The sequence below is a fragment of the Nocardia sp. NPDC050713 genome (assembly GCF_040654315.1).
In the GTDB taxonomy this organism is placed as follows: domain Bacteria; phylum Actinomycetota; class Actinomycetes; order Mycobacteriales; family Mycobacteriaceae; genus Nocardia.
The window spans coordinates 71,608-90,291 of the sequence record NZ_JBFAHS010000016.1 but is presented as its reverse complement, the minus strand read 5'-3'; the positions used below and the strand labels follow the sequence as shown (position 1 = coordinate 90,291).

Sequence of the window (18,684 nt, the reverse complement as noted above, 5' to 3'; positions counted from 1 at the left end):
CCGGCGAGAGGCGCGGTGGCGGCTATATTGTGGAGCGCTGTCAGTCACAACGCACGGCCTGCCACTCCTCGTGCCGCGGGGGAACCAGACCGGCTGAATCTCGGTTACCGGCAAGAGGAAGTAGTTCGTGCTCAAGTCTTTCGTCGACACACTGTTCGCTCAGGTCGAGAACCGACCCGCCGAGTTGGTGTATCGATTCTTGGCCAGTGGTGACGTCGACGGCGTCGTCCGCGAAATGTCCTACGCGGACCTGGGCGTTCGCGCCAGGGCGATCGCTGCGGCCTTGCAAGACGCGACGCCGGAACGGGCACTGTTGCTGTACCCGGCGGGACCCGAGTTCGCCGAGGCGTTCTTCGGTTGTCTGGCCGCGGGCGTGGTCGCCGTCCCGGCGCCACTGCCAGAATGGGAGAACCGGTCGCTGCGCAGGCTGCGGCGGATGGTGGCGCACGCGGAAGTCGGTGTGGTGCTGGCTCCGAGCCGGGTCGTCGCGGAGTCCGCCGCCCTGTGCGCCGAGATCCCGGAGCTGGCGGGTGTGCGCTGGCTGGCGACCGACGAGATGCCCGGCGATCTCGCCTCGTCGTGGCGGGAGCCGGATCTCGGACCGGATTCGGTCGCGTTCATCCAGTACACCTCCGGTTCGACGAGCGCGCCGCGAGGCGTGCTGCTCACGCACGGGAATCTGCTGCACAACCAGGACGCCATCGCCGCGGGCCTCGGTCACGACCGCGCGCTGGTCGAGTCGTGGGACGGCGCGCTGTTCGCCAGTTGGCTGCCGATGTACCACGACATGGGACTAATCGCGCCGCTGCTGCACACGGTCTACCTCGGCGCGCATTCGGTGCTGATGTCGCCGCTGCATTTCCTGCAGCGGCCCGAGCGCTGGCTGCAAGCGATCTCGACCTATCGCGCCCACACCAGCGGCGGCCCCAATTTCGCGTACGAGCTCTGTACCCGCCGTATCGCGCCGGAGCAGATCGATCGGTTCGATCTGAGCCACTGGCGGGTGGCGTTCAACGGCTCCGAACCGGTGCGGGCCGCGACGGTACGGCGGTTCACCGAGACCTTCGGCCGGGCCGGGTTTCGCGCCGAATCCCACCACCCGGTCTACGGTTTGGCCGAAGCGACCCTGATCGTGACCGCACCACCCGTCGCCGCGCCGCCGACCCTTCTGGACGTGCCGGGACGAGACGCCGTCGGAAACCGCGCTCGCGGCGCGGAGTTGGTCGGTGTCGGCGGTGCGGCCGAAGGAATGTCGATCGCGGTCGTCGATCCCGAGACCGGCGTCGAACGCGGCGACGGGGACGAAGGTGAAATCTGGATCGCCGGAAACAGCGTGGCCGCAGGCTATTTCCGAGACGAGCGGGCTACCGCCGAGATCTTCGGTGCGGCATTGCCCGACGACGATCGCCGTTTCCTTCGTACCGGTGACCTCGGATTCGTCGCCGACGGGGAGCTTTTCGTCACCGGCAGGCGCAAGGATCTGTTGATCGTCGACGGACGCAATCACTATCCACAGGACATCGAGCAGACCGTCGAGGCCGCGCACGACGGGATCCGGCCCGGATGTGTCGCGGCGTTCTCCGTGGACGTCGGGGCGGATGGCGAGCAGCCGGTCGTGGTGGCCGAGGTGCGCGGCGAGGAGCCCGGCGAGCTGGCCGAGATCGAGGGCGCGGTGCGCGCCGCGGTGGCGACCGACCACGGCCTCACGCTCGCGGCGGTGCTGCTGATCCGGCCCGGCGCCATCTTCAAGACCAGCAGCGGGAAGATCCAGCGTTCGGCCTGCCGGGCGGCGTATCTGTCCGGCGAGCTGCTCGCCCTGTCGGCGGGGCCGGTTCGCTCGCCCGAAGACGAGCTGGACGACTACGAAACCGACTCGGAGAGCGCCGAATCCGCGGAGCATACCGGCGCGGAGCCGTCCGCCGCCGCGATCCGATCCTGGCTGGTGACGGCGATCGCACGGCAGGCGGCGCTGGATCCGGAACGCATCGACGTGCACCGGCCGATGGTCGAATTCGGTTTGGGCTCCGCGGATCTGGTCGAGATGGTGATCGACCTGTCGGATTTCGTCGGCCGTTTCCTCGACACCAATCTGCTGTTCGACCATCCCACGATCGACGGGGTGGCCACCGCGCTGGCCCCGACCGAAGCCGACGAGCCGGCGGTGTCCGGTGCCGAGGTTCTGGACTCGGCTCAGGACGACGAGGCCGACGACGACGCGATCGCCATCCTTTCGATGTCCTGCCGATTCCCCGGTGCGGTGGATTCACCCGAGGCGCTGTGGCGCCTCCTGGACAGCAACCGCGACGCCCTGACCGAGGTGCCCGCGGGCCGCTGGGATATCGAGGGCCTGTACGACCCCGATACCTCCGCGACCGGCAAGGCGTACACCTTCCGCGGCGGCTACGTCGACGGCATCGACCGTTTCGACGCCGCGTTCTTCGGCATCGGCCCGCGCGAGGCCGCGGTGATGGACCCGCAGCAGCGAATGATGTTGCAGCTCAGCTGGGAAGCGATCGAACGGTCGGGTCGCGATCCGCGCGCCCTGCACGGCAGCGCGACCGGTGTCTATCTCGGCGTCTACAGCACCGGCTATCTGGCCGATCCCGCGCCGGAGCAGTTGAACGGCCAGGTCGGCACCGGGTTGTCGCCGAGCGTCGCGTCCGGCCGGGTCGCCTACACGCTCGGATTGCACGGTCCGGCAGTCACTGTGGACACGGCGTGCTCCTCGTCGATCGTCGCGGTGCATCTGGCTACGCAGGCGCTGCGCGCGGGGGAGTGCGACCTCGCCTTGGCGGGCGGCGCGACGCTGCTGATGTCGCCGACCGCCCATATCGAGCTGTGCCGGTTGGGCGTGCTGTCGCCGACGGGCCGGTGCGCGCCGTTCTCGGCCGACGCCGACGGGACCGTGTGGGCCGAGGGCGCCGGTCTGCTGCTGCTGAAGCGACTCGGGGACGCGCGCCGCGATGGCGACAAGGTCCTCGCCGTCATTCGTGGTTCGGCCGTCAACCAGGACGGCCGCAGTCAGGGACTGAGTGCGCCGAACGGAGCGGCCCAGGAGCAGGTGCTGCGGTCGGCGCTGCGCGTCTCGGGTCTGGCGCCGCACGATATCGACTACGTCGAGGCGCACGGCACCGGCACGGCGCTCGGCGATCCGATCGAGGCACGCGCGCTGGGCCGGGTGTTCGGGCCCGACCGTGATCCGCGCCGGCCGCTCGGCATCGGATCGTTGAAATCCAACGTGGGCCACACCCAGGCCGCGGCGGGCGTGGGCAGCATCGTCAAGCTGGTGCTCGCGCTGCAACACGAGCGAATCCCCGCCACCCTCGGCACGAGTGAGCCGTCACCGCAGATCGACTGGGAGCGAAGCGGTTTGGTCGTGCGCTCCGAGCCGATGCCGTGGCCGAAGGGCGATCGGCCGCGCCGCGCGGGTGTGAGCGCCTTCGGTCTCAGCGGCACGAACGCGCACCTTGTCCTCGAGGAGGCCCCGGCCGAACCGACGGTGGCGCCGGACCCGACGGTCGAGGACCCGAGCGTGGCGCTGCTGCCGATCTCGGCCCGCAGCCGGGAATCGCTGCACGGTCAGGCTCGACGGCTGCTGGACTTGGTGGTCGCCGATCCGCGATTGCGGCCCGGCCCGGTCTCGCGCGCGCTGGCATTGCAGCGCACCCAGTTCGAGCGTCGCGCGGTCGTGGTAGCGAGCGATCGAGACGAGATGATCGGCGCCCTGCGCGATCTGGTGGACGGACGGTCCTCGGCGAACGCCGTCGTCGGCGCCGGCCCGGTGCTCACCAACGCCAAGACCGCGTTCGTCTTCCCGGGGCAGGGCATGCAGTGGGTCGGCATGGCCCGCGACATGCTCGCCTCCTCGGCCGAGTTCCGGGCCGAATTCGCGCAGTGCGACAAGGCTTTCGGCGCGCACATCGAATGGTCGCTGGTGGACAGGCTGGCGACCATGACCGACGCCGATCTCGCCGACTTCCCGGTCGTGCAGCCGCTGCTTTTCGCGACCATGGCCGCGCTCGCGGCCACCTGGCGGGCGGCGGGCGTCACCCCGGACGCGGTCATCGGCCACAGTCAGGGCGAGATCGCCGCCGCCTACTGCGCCGGTGTCATCGAATTGGGTGACGCCGCACGGATCGTCCTCACGCGTAGCCGCCTGATGCAGGGCATCACCGAACCCGGGTCGATGGCCATGATCGGCCTGCCCGAGGCCGAGGTGAGCCAGCGGCTGGCGAAGTTCGAGGACCGGGTGTCGATCGCGGCGGTCAATGTGCGCCGCTCGACGATCGTGGCGGGCGAGCAGGCCGCGGTGGCGGAACTGCTCGCCGAGATGGAGCGAGCGGGAATCTACACGCGGCTCGGCGCCACCGGTCCGGGCTTCGCCGGGCACTGCCGGTTGATCGAATCCATCCGCGATCCGCTGCTGGCCGAATTGGCGGACATGGCGGCGGATTCGCCGGTGACACAGTGGTATTCGACCGTCTCGGGCGAGCCGATGACCGACGAAACGATCGAGCCCGACTACTGGTGCCGGAACGCACGCGAGACCGTGCGATTCGCCGCCACGATCGAACGCATGATCGCCGACGGGTTCCGGTACTTCGTCGAACTCGGCGTGCACCCGTCGCTGACCGCGGCCGTCAAGACGGTGTCGGAGGAACTCGCGCGCGAGGTCGTGGCCGTCGGATCGCTGGTCAGGGACCAGGACGGACCGACCTGCTTGGCCAGGGCGCAGGCCGAACTGTACGTCTCGGGGCACGAACTCGACTGGACCAGGCTGGTTCCCGAATACGGCCGGGTGGATCTGCCCACCTACGCCTTCGACGAGCGGCGGTTCTGGACCGACTCCGCGAGCCGGAACACCGCCTCGCTCGGACTGACGGATGTCGCGCACCCCATCCTGGGCACCGCTGTGTCGCAGCCGGATTCGGGCGGCGTGACACTGACCGGCCGGCTGTCGCGCGGGCAACAGCCGTGGGTGACCGATCACGCGGGACCGAACGCGGTGCTGTTGCCCGGTGCGGCGCTGGTCGACCTGGCGATTCGGGCCGGTGACGAGGTGGACGCTCCGGTGCTGCGCGAGCTCGTGCTGCGCGCTCCGCTGCTCGTCCCCGAGCGCGGATCCGCGCAGATCCAGACGGTGGTCGGCGGCCCGGACGCCGAGGACCGCCGGACGGTGCGCGTCTACGCTCGCGACGAACACGATCCGGATGCCCAGTGGACACTGCACGCCGAGGGTGTACTGGCCGAGGAGCCCGAACCGGCTCCCCCGCAATCGGATTCGACGGCGTGGCCGCCCGCCGGAGTGGTGCGCGTCGACGTCGACGACCTGTACGCGAAGCTGTTCGCCCGCGGGCACCACTACGGTCCGCTGTTCCGGGCGATGCGGGCGGCATGGCGACGTGAGGACGAGATCTTCGCCGAGGTCGAGCTCCCCGAAGCCGCTCACGGTGACGCCGCGCGGTTCGGTATCCACCCGGCCTTGCTGGACGCCGCGTTGCACGCCACCGCGCTGTTCGCCGCCGACGGTGGGAACGCCCTGCTGCCCTTCGTGTGGACGGATGTCGCGCTGTGGGCCTCCGGCGCGACCGCGTTGCGCGTCCGGCTCACCAGGTCGGGCTCCGATGCCGTCACCATGTCCGCGACCGATCGGACCGGGCAGCCGGTGGTGTCCGTGGGTTCGGTCCTGTCGCGCCCGGTAGCCGCCGCGCAGTGGGACGCCGCCTCGCTCGCGCCCGCGTACCGTCGGCTGTTCCGGATGGAGTGGTCGCGGATATCGCTGTCCGTGCCGAACCGGACGATCACAGTGAGCGAGTGGAATCTCGGTGAGCCGGAGGTCGCCGACGCGATCGTTCTGCCGGTGCCCGAGGGTGATTCGCCGAGTGAGGTACACGACACGGCCCAGCGGACGCTCGCCGCGCTACAAAAACTGTTGGCGGACAACCGCTTCGAGCAAGCCACGCTAGTGGTGCGTACCCGTGGGGCGGTGGCGCTTCCCGGTGTGGACAGCCCGAATCCGGCGGGCGCGGTCGTGTGGGGACTGGTCCGTTCGGCACAGTCGGAGAATCCGGGCCGGATTGTGCTGCTCGATACGGCCGACTCCGAAGTGGATGTCGCCGCGCTCCTGGCCGCGGGCGAACAACAGCTCGCGGTGCGCGACGGCGTGGCGTTCGTGCCGCGGCTGGTTCGGCTGCCGGAGACGGCAGGGCGCGCGCCGGAGGGCCGGGTGCCGCTGGGGGACGGAACGGTGTTGATCACCGGGGCCCCTGGTCGGCTGGGTTCGGCGCTGGCCCGTCATCTGGCCGACGCCTACGGCGCCCGAGACCTGGTGCTGGTCAGCCGTCGCGGTATCGACGGACCCGGCGGCGCGGAGTTGCGCGACGACCTGGAAAGCCGTGGCGTGCGTGTGCGTTTCGCGCGTTGCGATATCACCGACCGATCCGCTCTGGCGCGATTGCTCGACGGTATGCCGCTCGCCGGCGTGGTCCACGCGGCGACGGTGCTCGAAGACAGCACACTTGGCGCGTTGACGCCCGACCGGCTCGCCGCCGCGCTGCGCCCGAAAGTCGATGCGGCACATCACCTGCACGAGCTGACGGCGGACCGGAACCTGTCGATGTTCGTGCTGTTCTCCGCGGCGGGCGGCCTGTTCGGCACACCGGGCCAAGCCAACTACGCGGCGGCCAACGCCTACCTCGATGCCCTGGCGCTGCATCGCCGGTCGCTCGGTCTGCCCGCGCAGTCGCTGGCCTGGGGCGCGTGGGAGGTCGACATGCACGACCACATGGCGCAGGCCGACATCCGGCGTATCACGCGAGCGGGCATCCGCGCGTTCTCGGTGTCCGAGGGCATGGCCTGTTTCGACGCCGCGCTGCGGCTGCGGCTCGGCGATCCGATGCTGGTTCCCCTGCTGCTCGACACCGACGTGCTGCGCCGCGCGTCGGCCGTCCCGCCGCTGCTGCGCGGGCTCGTGCGCCGCGCGCCCCGGCGAGCCGCAGCCGACCGCGCACCCGTCCACGCGGCGGCGGGATCACGCTTCGCCGAACAACTTCGGGCGCTGCCGCGCGCGGAGGCGACCACCCTGGCGACGGCCGCGGTCACCGAGTGGACCGGGCAGGTGCTCGGCCACAGCGCCGCCGAAACGGTCGCGCCCGAGCAGACGTTCCAAAGCCTGGGCCTCGACTCCTTGATGGCGGTGGAACTGCGCAACAAGGTGCGCGAGCACACCGGAATCGCCGTGCCGCTCGGCACCATTCTCGCCGAGCGGAGCCTCGCCGACCTCGCCGACTATCTCGTCGAAGAAATGCTGAGCCAAGCCGATTCCGCCGGAACGGACGCGACCGCCGAGGTGCCCGAGGTCGAAGTGCTACCGGTGACCAGGGACATGATGCGGCTGCTGCGGACCGAGCAACTCGGTATCCCGAGCGCCGCGCAGACCGGCGGCGTCGCCGTGCGACTGGCCACGCCGGTCACCCGGCAGGAGCTGGAGGAAGCGCTGGCGCGGCTGGCCCGCCGGCATGCCGCGCTGCGCACCACCATCCGGCCCAGCGCCGAGCACGGGCGCCAGCTCGAGGTTCATCGCGAGCCAGGGGAGCTGGCGGCGTGGCGCGATCTCGATCGACTCGACGACGCCGTACTGGAGCGGTGTTTTCGAGAACTGATGGCGCGGCCGTTCGACCTGGAGACGGGTCCGCTGTGGCGCTTCGAACTGCTGAACGCTGAAAATAGCGGCCAGGCAGTGCTTTTCGGCGCCCATCACAGCATGAGCGATGTGCAGTCGATGCTGCTGGTCGCCGGTGAGCTCGCCGCGGAACTATCCGGCGTCGACCTCGGCGGCGCCGTGACGAACCGCGACATGCACCAGCTGCTGGCCGCACAGACGAGCGGACGCGCCGACGCGGACCCCGCGATCGCTCGGTGGCGCGACGCGTTCTCCGGATCTCGCAGGCTCGAACTGACTTTCGCGCATCCGCGTTCGGCCCGGCGCAGCTACGGCGCGGAGTCGGTCGCGCTCGACATACCCGCCGGACTGCACGACCGGGTCGCGGACCGGGCCCGAGACCTCGGCATCACCCCGGCCGCGGTCTTCCTCGGCGCGCTGACCATTCTGCTGGCACGTCGGCAGCAGGTGGATCGATTCGCGTTGGCGGTGCCGGTGGACACTCGCATGCACGCCGACGCGACCGATGCCGTCGGATATTTCGGTGTGCCCGTGCCCTTCCCGGCCTCCGCACCAGCGGGTGACCTCGTCACCGATGTGCTGCGGCGCACCGGCGAGCGGCTGCGGAACCTGCTCGCGCCCGGCGCGGGCTTCGCCGAAGTGCTCGCCGCGCTGGCCGCCGAGGGGCTGCACCGCGACAACGCGCCGATGATCGAGGTGTACTTCAACTACCTGCGCGCCAACTCGGCTGTCGCCCCCGCCGCGATCGTTCCGGTGAGCACGGGATACTCCGATCTCGATCTCATGGTCGCGGTGCTGCCCGACACCGGCCAGGTGTGGTTCACCTACAACAGCGACATCATCGACGCGCGGACCTGCGCCGAATTCGGCACGGACTATCTGGCGACGGTCGCGGCGGTCGTCACCGACCCCGGTGCGGCGGCTCGGCCGGAAATCGCTGGACAGCAGTCTGTTTCCGGCGTCCGTGCGGCGCTGGGCGCGACCTTCGCGCTCGGCAGGTTGCCCGAGCTGGTTCCCGCGGCCTCCGATGCCACGGCGATCACCGTCGTGGAGGCGCCGTATCACCATGTGCTGTCCTGCCTGCGGGACCCCTCCGGCGTTTTCGCGCAGCCGTCGACGGACTTGGGCATCGTGCTGCTACGCGCGGCCGACCTGGAACGTTTCGGCGAGATCTCCGACGACCTGCTGGCCGAACTGGCCGCCGAATACCCGGCGGCAGTCCTCGAGGTAGTCGAACGCACGCGTCGGCCGATCATCGTCGGCATCCTGCCTTCCGCCGGTTCGGCGGAGCGGTTGCTCGAATGGGAGCGGTCGGTCGCCGAACGCCTGCGCGATCGTCCCGGTGTCGCGGTGCTGGAAGCGGGCGAGTGGACGCGCCGCCACCCGGTGGACAACCCCTTCGACGGCCGGACCGAGATCCTGGCACACCTGCCGTTCACGCCCGAATTCCAGGCGGCGGTCGCGCTCACCCTGGTCGCCACCGCGACCGCCGTGACGGAGCCCGTGCCGAAGGTCATAGCCGTGGACGGTGACGACACCCTGTGGAGCGGTACGGCTGGCGAGATAGGCTCCGACGCAGTCGTTTTCGATGAACCGCGCCAAGCGCTGGCGCAGCGGTTGCTGCAATGGCGCGCCGCGGGAACACTGCTGGCGCTGGTGTCCAACAACGACGAGGACGTCGTCCGCGCGATCCTGGACCGGCCCGACAGCCCGCTGCGCCGCGAGCATTTCGCCGCCGTGTCCGCGGGCTGGGACGGCAAGCCAGAGCGGCTGGAGCGGATCGCACGCACACTGCGGCTCGGGCTCGACAGCTTCTGCTACCTCGACGACAACCCGGTCGAGGTGGCGCGGATGCGCGCGTCGCTGCCCGAGGTGCTGTCGGTGACGTGCCCGCCCGCCGCGGAACTGGAGTCGTTCCTGTCGCGACTGTGGCCGATGGTTCCGGTCGCGGCGACGGCCGAGGATCGGGCACGGGCCGACTTCTATCGGCAAGAGAACGAACGCGACAGCGCTCGCGCCGCAACGGAATTCGCGGAATTCCTCGCGGGGTTGACCCTCGAGGTCGATATCGAGCCGCTGAGCGACGCCACCCTGGCGCGTGCTCGGCAACTCGTCCTGCGGACCAATCAGTTCACCCTCGCCGAGGTGACCACCGACGATCTCGACACATGGCGCGCCGAGGGCGAGGTGTGGACGGCGTCGGCGCGTGACCGCTTCGGCGACTACGGCCTGATCTCGGTGCTCGCACTGCGGGCGGACACGGACGAGCTGCGGATTCGCGGCTGGCAGCTCAGCTGCCGCGCCCTCGGTCGCGGCGTCGAGGAGCGGCTGCTGGCTTGGGTGGCGGATCGGGCCGACGCCCTCGGCCGCTCGACGGTACGGATGTCCGTCGAGCACACCGCCCGGAACGAACCCGCTCGGCGGTTGGCCGCACGGCTGGTCGGAGGATCCGCCGACCAGCGGCTGGATGTGTCGGTGACTTCCCAGCGCCTGCGGGCGTTCCGGTCCTGGGAGACCGAGGCGCAAGGAGAGGACGTGGCCCGGTGACCGATTCCGACGAGCCGACGACGGTCCGCAATCCAGCTGTCGATCGTCGCGTGCGCGGCGAAGCACTCGAACGGGGCGCTGGCGGGCTCGATGTCGCCGCTTTGCTAGCGCGTACCGGTGCTGCATCGGTTGCCGAAACATCGAGCAACGCAGCATCTTCGATAGTCCGAAAGTCAGGCAGCAGTCGCACCACCGAAGCTCTCGGCCACTCGGTCGGAGGGATCGGTGACGTACCGACGGTCGACTCCGGATCCACCGCCGCGGCTCTCGGCGACTCGGCCCAGCGGATCGGTGGTGCGCCACCGGTCGAACCTGGACCCGCCACGCCGCCCACCGACTCCGCCGCGCCGCCGGCTCGTGCCGACGCGGTGATCGCGGCGGTGACCGCCCTGGCGAACCGGTTCACCGCGACAACCATGGACGCCGACACCGACTTCTTCGACGCGGGCGGCACCTCCATCGCGGCGGTGGAATTCGTCGCCGCGCTGGCACGTGAGCTGGACATCCACCTCGACCTCGACACGGTGTTCTTCGACGCGCGCCCGCGCAGGCTGACCAACCGCTGGCTGGCCGACCACCCGGAAACCGCTGTACCGCAGCGGGATACCGAAGACGAGGCCGATACCGACGATCTGGCCCAGCTCTTCGCCGATCTCGCGGGCGCCGACCGACTGCCGCTGGTGGCGCCACCGGAGCGGGTCGCGCCGCGCCACATCCTGCTGACCGGCGCGACCGGCTTCCTCGGCAGTCACTTGCTGCTGGATCTGTTGCGGCACAGCGAGGCCCACGTGGTGTGTTTGGTTCGCGCCGCCGACGATCAGGCCGCCGCCGAACGGCTGGAGCACGCCTTGCGGCGCTTCATGCTGCCGTGGTCGCGGGAAGTGCTACGCCGCGTGACACCACTCGCCGGGGATTTGCGCGAACCACGGCTCGGTCTCTCCGACGAGCGCTGGGCAACTCTCGCCGCCGAGGTGGATTCGATCGTCAACGCCGGGGCCGCGGTGGACTTCCTGCGCGGCTACCCGTCGCTGCGCCGGACCAACGTCCTCGGCCCGCTGACCCTCGCCGAACTGGCCTGCACCGGCAAGCCCAAACCGGTGCATCACATCTCCTCGCTGGCGGTGTTCAACGGAACCGACGCCACCGCGTTGGGCGAGGACGATCCGACCGCCAACGTCGCCGCGTTGCCCATCGGCTACGACCGGTCGAAATGGGCCGCCGAGGCCGTGCTGCGCCGGGCGGGCGAACACGGACTCGTGGTGACCGTCCTCCGGCCGGGCGGCATCGGTAGCCACCCCGAGACCGGTGCGCACAACCCGCGCGATCTCAATGCCGGAATCACCGCGGCGCTGATGCGTTTCCGCACCGCACCCGGATTCCGGTACCTCAACGCCGCACCGGTGGATTGGGTCAGCCGGGTGGCCGCCGAGATCGTCGGTACGCCGAGCGCCTGGGGGCACAACTATCATCTCACGGGCGCCCCCACCTCACTCGATCGGATCGTCGCCGAAACGACGTTGGGCGGCATCGGCATTCGTGTGCAGCACTGGGAGCAGTGGTGCGACGACGTGGTCCGCCGGATCAGGGAGGAACCGGTGCCGGAGCTGGAATCGCTCGCGCAGGTGTTGCAGAGTCCGGTCGCCCGTCGGCAGCTGGCGGCTATGGTCACCGCGCCGCCCGCATCGGCCACACGCACCGAGGCCTTCGTCTCCGCGAACGGCTTGCCCGCACCCGCCACACCCGGTCCGGCGGCGCGCGGCCGGATGCTCGCGGCCATGACCGGCCTCGGGCCGCAGGCGAGCGAACAGCCCTACCTGCGGTTCAACGAGACACTCGCCGGGATGGTCGGCCCGATCGGCGAGCCCGCCGAAATGCCCTGCGACCTACGCCTGACCCTGTCCGTCGCGAGTGGCGCGCAGGTGTTCACCGCGCGAACACTCGACGTCACCGGCGAACTCACCTGCACCGGTCTGCACGACGAGCCGCTCACCGTCGAGGGCGTCGCGACGGTGCGTCCGCACGACGGACTGCCGCTGCGCCACGAAGTGCGGCACCCGATCATGCATTACCGCCTCACGCTGCGCGACGCCTCCGGCGGCGAGTGGTGGCTGGAGGGATACAAGTTCGCCGCGGCGCGCAGACGCCTCGTGCGGCAGCTCGGAACACAGGTGATCGAGCTCGGCCGCGCCGGAGAGCCCGCGTCCTACACCGGCGAGGTCGCCGTGCCGATGCACACCTACCTACCCGACCAGATCGACGGCATCCAGATCGATCCCCGGCTGCCCGAACGGCAACGGCGCCTGGCGAAAATGCTGTGGCTCAGCTGGTTCGGCGGTCAGCTCGGCAAGAGCCTGGTGGAACCGATTCTGCGGGTCGGAACCGATCTGCTCGATCTGCGCCGAGCCATGCGGAAGGAACATCGCCGATGACAGACCTACGCGCGACACCGGAACTACCTGCCGTAGAGATGTTTTCCTTTCGTACGGCAGACGGCGTCGATCTGACGTTGCGCCGCGTGGGACCGGCCGACGCGCCCGCGGTGCTGCTGGTGCACGGGCACGGAGTGTCCTCGGAGATGTTCGCGCTGCCCGAGATTCGCGATATCACCGATGTGCTGGCCGATGCGGGCTACCAGTCGTGGCTGCTCGACTGGCGTGGCAGTTGCCGCCTGCCCTACAACGAATCCGGTCCCGCCTACACCTTCGACGACGTCGCGCTCTACGACATCCCGGAGGCGGTCGCGCGGATCAGGGAGCGGATCGGGGACCGTCCGCTGTACGTCGTCGCGCACTGCATCGGCGCCTTGGCGCTCTCGCTGAGTATGACGGCGGGACTGCTACCGGGACTGGCGGGCGTCGTCGCGCAGGGTGTCTTTCTGACGCCGAAGGTCAGCACGTCCGCGCGGGTGCGTGTGTTGCTCGGCAGTGAATTGCTCGGTTCACGCGTCGGCCACATCGAATCCGACTTCCGCAAGGTCGGGCTCTGGTCCAAGCGCACCCTGCTGTACGCGGCATTGTCGCGCAAAGGCGACTGCCCCGACCCCACCTGCCGCATGGTGCACCACGGGTGGGGGATGGGCGCCAAACTGTTCGAGCACGACCACCTGGACCCGCGCACCCACGACAGACTGGCCGAATTGTTCGGTGCGATACCGCTTTCGGTCCTGCCGCACCTGCGGCAGATGGAGTTGGCGCACGCCGCGGTCCGATGGAACGTCGACGACGACCGTTACGGCGCGCTGCCGGAGAACGCCCTCGACCACGCCGACCGCATCGACTGTCCGGTGCTGTTGCTGTCCGGCAGCCGCAACGAGGCGTGGCTCGATTCGAACAAGTTGTGCTACGAGGTGCTGTCGGCACGGAATCCGGGAATCGATGTCCGCTACACCGAGATTCCCTCCTACGGGCACCTGGACACGTTCATCGGCCGCGGCGCCGCGCTGGACGTGTTCGGGCACATCGTCGACTTTCTCGACGAGACCTCAGCTCGGCTGGCGTAGCGGCAGACCTGCGGAGCGGTAGATGGCATCGATGACGGTCATGGTCTGCACGGCGTCGTCCGGTGCTGTCGGCACCGGCTCGCCGCGCAGCACGGCGGACGCGAAGGCGTCGAGTTGATAGTCGTAGGAAGTCCGATTGCCGAAGCGCCGCATCCGCCTGCCGCTTTCCGAGCGGACCGTGAGCAGATGCCCGAGGTGCGGCAGCACCGGATTGACGAGCCGCATCCGGCCGCGTTCGCCGATGACGGTGGCGCCGACGCGCAGCACGTCGGCCGACCATATCGAGCACCGGATGCGGCCGGTGTGTCCGGACGGGAAGCGCAGTTCGGCGGCAATGGCCCGATCGATGTAATCGTCGCGCCGCTTCGCCTGCGCCGCTACGACTTCCGGGTTCTCGCCGCCGAGGACGCGGGCCATGTGCACGGCGTAGCAGCCAGCGTCCATCAGCGCGCCGCCCGCGAGGGCGTAGTCGTAGCGGAAGTCGGAGAACTTCGGCAGGGGAAAGCAGAACGCGGCCTCCACGCGCAGCGGCGTTCCCAATTCGCCGGAGGCGATGATCTTCTCGGCTGCCGCGATCAGCGGGTGGTAGCGGTAGTGAAACGCTTCCATGACGACACGATCGGAAGCGCTTGCCAGATCGGCGATCTCGCGTGCTTCGGCGGCGTTGGCCGTGAACGGTTTCTCGCACAGCACATGCTTTCCGGCTTGGACGGCGGCGCGGGTCCAGCGGCCGTGCAAGCCGTTGGGCAGCGGGATGTAGACCGCGTCGAGATCGGGGTCGTCGATCAGCGCCTGGTAGCTGTCGTAGCTCCTCGGTATGCCGTGCTTGCGGGCGAACAGCTCCGCTCGCGACCCATCCCGGGCGGCCACCGCCGTGACGACGACCTCCGGATTGCGCCCGGCCGGTTGGATCACGGCCGCGGGCGCGATGCGGGCAGCCCCGAGAATCCCGATCCGGAGCCGCGTGTCTTCGGTCATCAGCAGACACTAACATCGGCACCGCGCCGCGGCCGGGCCGCTTCGAGGGCCGGACGAACACTCAGCGCGGGCGTATCTCGCCTGTGGACGAACAAGGAACGGAAGTCGAGAGTATGCGAATCGCGTTGCTGACGGCGGGAACCCGGGGCGATCATCAGCCGTATCTCGCACTGGCCGACGAATTCGGTTCGCGCGGCCACCATGTCGAGATGACCGCCACCGAGAACTACGCCGACGTGGTGCGGCGCGCGGGGCTCGACCCGCACGTCATCCCGTTCAACTCCGCGGAACTGCTGGAATCGCCCGCGGCCAAGCGCGCGCTCTCCTCGGGGAAGACGCTGCCGTTCGTCCGGATCATGCTCGACACGGTCAAGATCATGGCGGGCGAGCGCGGCGATCGGATGCACGAAGTGCTGAGCGGCGCTTGCGAATCGGCCGACGTGATCGTCTCGTGCGCGTCGACGCTGCCCTGGGCGATGGAGCGCGCGGAGAAGACGGGTCAGACCGTCGTGGGCTGTCTGCCGTATCCGCTGGAGCGTACCGGCGAATTCCCGTCGTCGTTCATGGTCAAGCGGATGATCTCCGCGCGGCGACTACGGCTGGCCAGCTACTCGGCCTTCGAAATGGCGTACGGCCTGGCGTATCACCGGGTGGACCGGCGGGTGCGCGAGCTGATGGAGTTGCCGGGGAAGCCGCGAAACCCGTTCCGGCGCATACGTGAGGACGGTATCCCGCTGGTGCACATGGTGAGTCCGGTGCTGCTGCCGAAACCGGCCGACTGGCCCGACCGCTCGACTGTCGTCGGCGCGCCGATCATGCCCGCGCGGATGCGCGAGGCATGGGGCGAGGCGGTGGTCGATCCGGCGCTGACCGAATGGCTCGACGAGGGCGAGCCGCCGATCTACTTCTGCATGACCGGAATGCCGATCCTCGATCCCGCCGGTTGCTGCGAACTCATCGCCGCCGTCTGCCGCAGGCTGGGCGCTCGCGCCCTGGTGACCGTGCGCGGCGACGGGTTCCCCCGTGGGGTCGGGTACGACCGAAAGCTGTTCGTCCTGGATTCGTTCGATTACGACCGGGTCCTGCCGCGGTGTCGCGCGGTCGTCCATCACGGCGGCAGCGGCAACACCCACGACGTGCTGCGCGCCGGTCTGCCCGCGGTGGTCATCGGCGTGCACAGCGACCAGTTCTTCTACGGCTGGCGGATATCGGAGCTGGGCATCGGGGCCGACTTCCCGTATCCGTCGCTGACCGAGGACCGGCTGCACGACGCCTTGGTTCGGACGCTGACACCCGAGGCGAGCAGGCGGGCGGAGGAACTCGGCCGCGCCGTCTCCGCCGAGAACGGCGTCCGTGCCACGGCCGACGCGGTGGAGCGTCTCGTCGTCTCGGCGTCGGCCTGAGCCGTGGTCGATTCCGTGCACGTCGCGATCTTCACCGACTTCCACCCGGACACCCTGGGCGGCGTCCAGACCGCGATGCGGTCGCTGTGTGACGGCCTGCGGCGGCTCGGCCATCGGGTGACCGTATTCTGCGCTCCCGCACCGGGAGACACGACGCCCGACGCCGATACGGTGATTCTGCGCGCGGTGCCGGTCTCGATGTCCAACGGGCTGCCCGTCGTGCTGCCGACCCGCGCCAACCGGCGCCTGATCGACGCCGCGTTCGCCGAGCGCGGCCCGATCGACATCGTGCACGCGCTGACCACCTACGGCTGCGGGATCTCCGGCGCGCGCGCCGCTCGCAGGCACGGCATCCCCGTGGTCCAAACCATGCAGAGCCGCGACGACACCGTCATCGAAAAGTACTCGCCAGCACCGTATCTGTCCGCGTTGACCATGCGGCTGATGCACGGCTGGTTCGTACCGTTGTGCGGACGCCCAGCGCACGACGGCGACAGCCGTATCGCCCGGCTGGCCTGGCGGCCGCTGATCGCTCAGGCCCAGGCGGCCGACCGGGTGATAGTCCCGACCCAGCACTTCGCCCGCCGCCTTGCCCAACACGGCGTGGCTCGTCCGATTCACGCGGTGTCCAACGGAATCGATGACGAACTGCTCGACCGCGTCCGAGTCGCGGAGAGCACGACGGCGGATCCGGACGCGCCGTTGCGGGCGCTGTGGTGTGGTCGCCTGTCGGCGGAGAAACGTCCGCTCGAGGCGATCGAGGTGGCGCGCCGCGTCGAAGACTGCACCCTGACCGTCTACGGCAGTGGACCGCTCGCCGATCAGGCCCGCTCGGCGGTCGCCGAGGCGAACCTCGGCCACCGAGTGCACCTGCACGGCGAGGTCGACCAGACAGACTGCCTGCGCGCGATGCGCACCCACGACCTGCTGCTGCTCACTTCCGACTGCGACACCCAGGGCATGGTGCTCCTGGAAGCGATGGCGATGGGCCTCCCGGTGCTGTACTGCGATCCCGAACTCTCCGAAACCGTCCCGGACGGGGGCGGCATCCGCACCCCGGACCCATCGGTGGAATCGCTTGCCGCAGTGTTGAACTCCCTCACCCGAGACCGCGCCCGACTGCACGACATGCGCCGCGCGCTCGCGGCACACACCGACGTACCACGCCAATCGAGGCACACCAGCGGAATCCTGTCGGTCTACGCCGACGCCCTGGCTGCCTCGGTCGTGCGCGAATAGCACCGCCGCCCGAGGTCTACGGAGCGTGTAGTAGACACTGGGGTGTGACTACGAGGTTCATTTCCAAGCGTGCGGTCCTGCTGCTCGTCCTCACCGCGGTGGTGTGTGCCGTTCTGGGGGCGTGGCACTGGTCTCGGACGGAATCGGCGCTGGGCATCGATCAGAACATCGGCTACGTTCTGCTGTGGCCGCTGTTCGCGGGTTTCCTGATCTTCGCGGCGGTCCGGGCCCGGCGACTGGAACGGGAATCGATGCTCGCGCGCGACGAGAACCGCTGGGCCGCAGCGACTGTGCATCAGCCGCCGCTGCCATGGTCACGGCCGCCGAGCGCCGACGACATCGAGCTGGCCGCCTACAACCGGTACTTGGCTGACCTGAACGCCCGGGAACTGCGGCACAAGCTGCGTGCCGCGGGACTCGACATCAGCACCGATGTCGACCGCGCACCCTAGCCTCGTCGAGGGATCGATGAAGACGCCTCCGGTCAGCGGCGGACGTAGGTCGGTTGCGCTTCGATCCAGGCGGCCATCATTCGGGCGGTCATGTCGATCGCTTCCCTGCGTTGACGGCTGTCGAGTTCGATGGTCGATGCGCGCAGCACCGCAGCGAAACCGGTGTTGATCACCACGAAGGTCATGACGTCGTATTCGTGGTCGTTCCCGGGGCCCAGCAGCTGGATGATCATGACCTTGACCAGCAGCCGCAGCCGCGGTTCGAACTCGGGAATTCCGCTGCTGTAGAACTGCACACCCGCCACCAGTGCGCGCACCAGATCGGCTCGAGTGACCAGCTCGTCGGTGATCACCCCCAACACACCGCTCACCAACTGCTCCGCCGACGTCTGACTGACATCGAAAACCTGCTGGGTGAAGCGACGTTCGATGCTCACCAGCAACCGCTCGAGCAGCTCTTCCACGATTTCGGTGCGGTCGGAGAAGTACCGATACAAGGTGCCGATACTCAGCCCTGCCTCGGCAGCGATCCGATTCGTCGAGGTGTCGGCGATTCCCCGGTCCCCGAACAACCGCGCCGCGGTGTCGAGAATGTGCTCCCTGGTCGCCTTCGCCCGCTCCTGCGTCGGACGGCGCCGCTGGCCGACAACTCTCGACGGCATCACGCACTCCTGCCTTGCGAGTCTCGAAAATGAGCTTTGCTCACCTTAACCCGGCCGACGCGTGCGGGTACCCGGTCTTCGACGAGTGGGCACACCGGGGCGACCACGGGCGGTGCGTTCGGAAGCGGGCGCGTCCAAGAAATGAGCACCCGAGCATATTCGGCAGCGGAAAGGCTCCGCCGACCGACGGAGCGGGCAGTCGTTTCCGCAGGCAGACGCACCG

Annotated in this window: 8 protein-coding genes; 6 read left to right on the top strand and 2 right to left on the bottom strand. The window is 69.4% G+C overall.

The genetic code is table 11. The features are described from left to right. Positions 1–127: 127 nt before the first annotated feature. The 3 genes from AB0H49_RS26620 (at position 128) to AB0H49_RS26610 (ending at position 13,727) form a co-directional block, all read left to right on the top strand. Positions 128–10,228, top strand: a complete 10,101-nt coding sequence (locus tag AB0H49_RS26620) for an HAD-IIIC family phosphatase (protein ID WP_357255284.1) — start codon at positions 128–130, stop codon at positions 10,226–10,228. A 380-nt stretch (positions 10,229–10,608) separates the two neighbouring features. After that, the gene (locus AB0H49_RS26615; RefSeq protein ID WP_357255280.1) at positions 10,609–12,657 is read left to right on the top strand and encodes a thioester reductase domain-containing protein; all 2,049 of its coding nucleotides are present in this window, start codon (positions 10,609–10,611) and stop codon (positions 12,655–12,657) included. Continuing rightward, positions 12,654–13,727, top strand: a complete 1,074-nt coding sequence (locus tag AB0H49_RS26610) for an alpha/beta fold hydrolase (protein WP_357255278.1) — start codon at positions 12,654–12,656, stop codon at positions 13,725–13,727. The genes AB0H49_RS26615 and AB0H49_RS26610 overlap by 4 nt, the downstream gene beginning before the upstream one ends. Here the strand turns inward: AB0H49_RS26610 and AB0H49_RS26605 are convergent. Next, on the bottom strand, positions 13,710–14,705 hold the full coding sequence (locus AB0H49_RS26605; protein ID WP_357255275.1) for a Gfo/Idh/MocA family oxidoreductase: 996 nt from the start codon (positions 14,703–14,705) through the stop codon (positions 13,710–13,712). The genes AB0H49_RS26610 and AB0H49_RS26605 overlap by 18 nt on opposite strands. Positions 14,706–14,818: 113 nt before the next feature. On the opposite strand from AB0H49_RS26605, the gene AB0H49_RS26600 reads away from it, so the two are divergent. From AB0H49_RS26600 to AB0H49_RS26590, 3 genes are read left to right on the top strand one after another with little or no spacing between them, the layout of a single operon-like run. Next, complete coding sequence (locus AB0H49_RS26600; protein ID WP_357255273.1) at positions 14,819–16,108, top strand: glycosyltransferase; 1,290 nt, start codon at positions 14,819–14,821, stop codon at positions 16,106–16,108. Between the two features lie 3 nt (positions 16,109–16,111). Then, positions 16,112–17,347: a glycosyltransferase gene (locus AB0H49_RS26595; protein WP_357255271.1), complete on the top strand. Its 1,236-nt coding sequence runs from the start codon at positions 16,112–16,114 to the stop codon at positions 17,345–17,347. A gap of 44 nt (positions 17,348–17,391) precedes the next feature. Further along, on the top strand, positions 17,392–17,799 hold the full coding sequence (locus tag AB0H49_RS26590) for a transcriptional regulator (protein WP_357255269.1): 408 nt from the start codon (positions 17,392–17,394) through the stop codon (positions 17,797–17,799). 32 nt (positions 17,800–17,831) lie between these two features. Here AB0H49_RS26590 and AB0H49_RS26585 read toward each other — a convergent pair whose 3' ends face one another. Further along, positions 17,832–18,461 carry a TetR/AcrR family transcriptional regulator gene (locus AB0H49_RS26585; protein ID WP_357255267.1) on the bottom strand — a complete coding sequence of 210 codons (630 nt, stop codon included), beginning with the start codon at positions 18,459–18,461 and terminating at the stop codon, positions 17,832–17,834. Positions 18,462–18,684 lie beyond the last annotated feature (223 nt).

Bases quoted from the DNA above. Each gene is read 5' to 3' on its own strand.
- AB0H49_RS26610 (WP_357255278.1), top strand. From the start codon at position 12,654: ATGACAGACCTACGCGCGACACCGGAACTACCTGCCGTAGAGATGTTT.
- AB0H49_RS26605 (WP_357255275.1), bottom strand. From the start codon at position 14,705: ATGACCGAAGACACGCGGCTCCGGATCGGGATTCTCGGGGCTGCCCGC.
- AB0H49_RS26600 (WP_357255273.1), top strand. From the start codon at position 14,819: ATGCGAATCGCGTTGCTGACGGCGGGAACCCGGGGCGATCATCAGCCG.
- AB0H49_RS26585 (WP_357255267.1), bottom strand. From the start codon at position 18,461: ATGCCGTCGAGAGTTGTCGGCCAGCGGCGCCGTCCGACGCAGGAGCGG.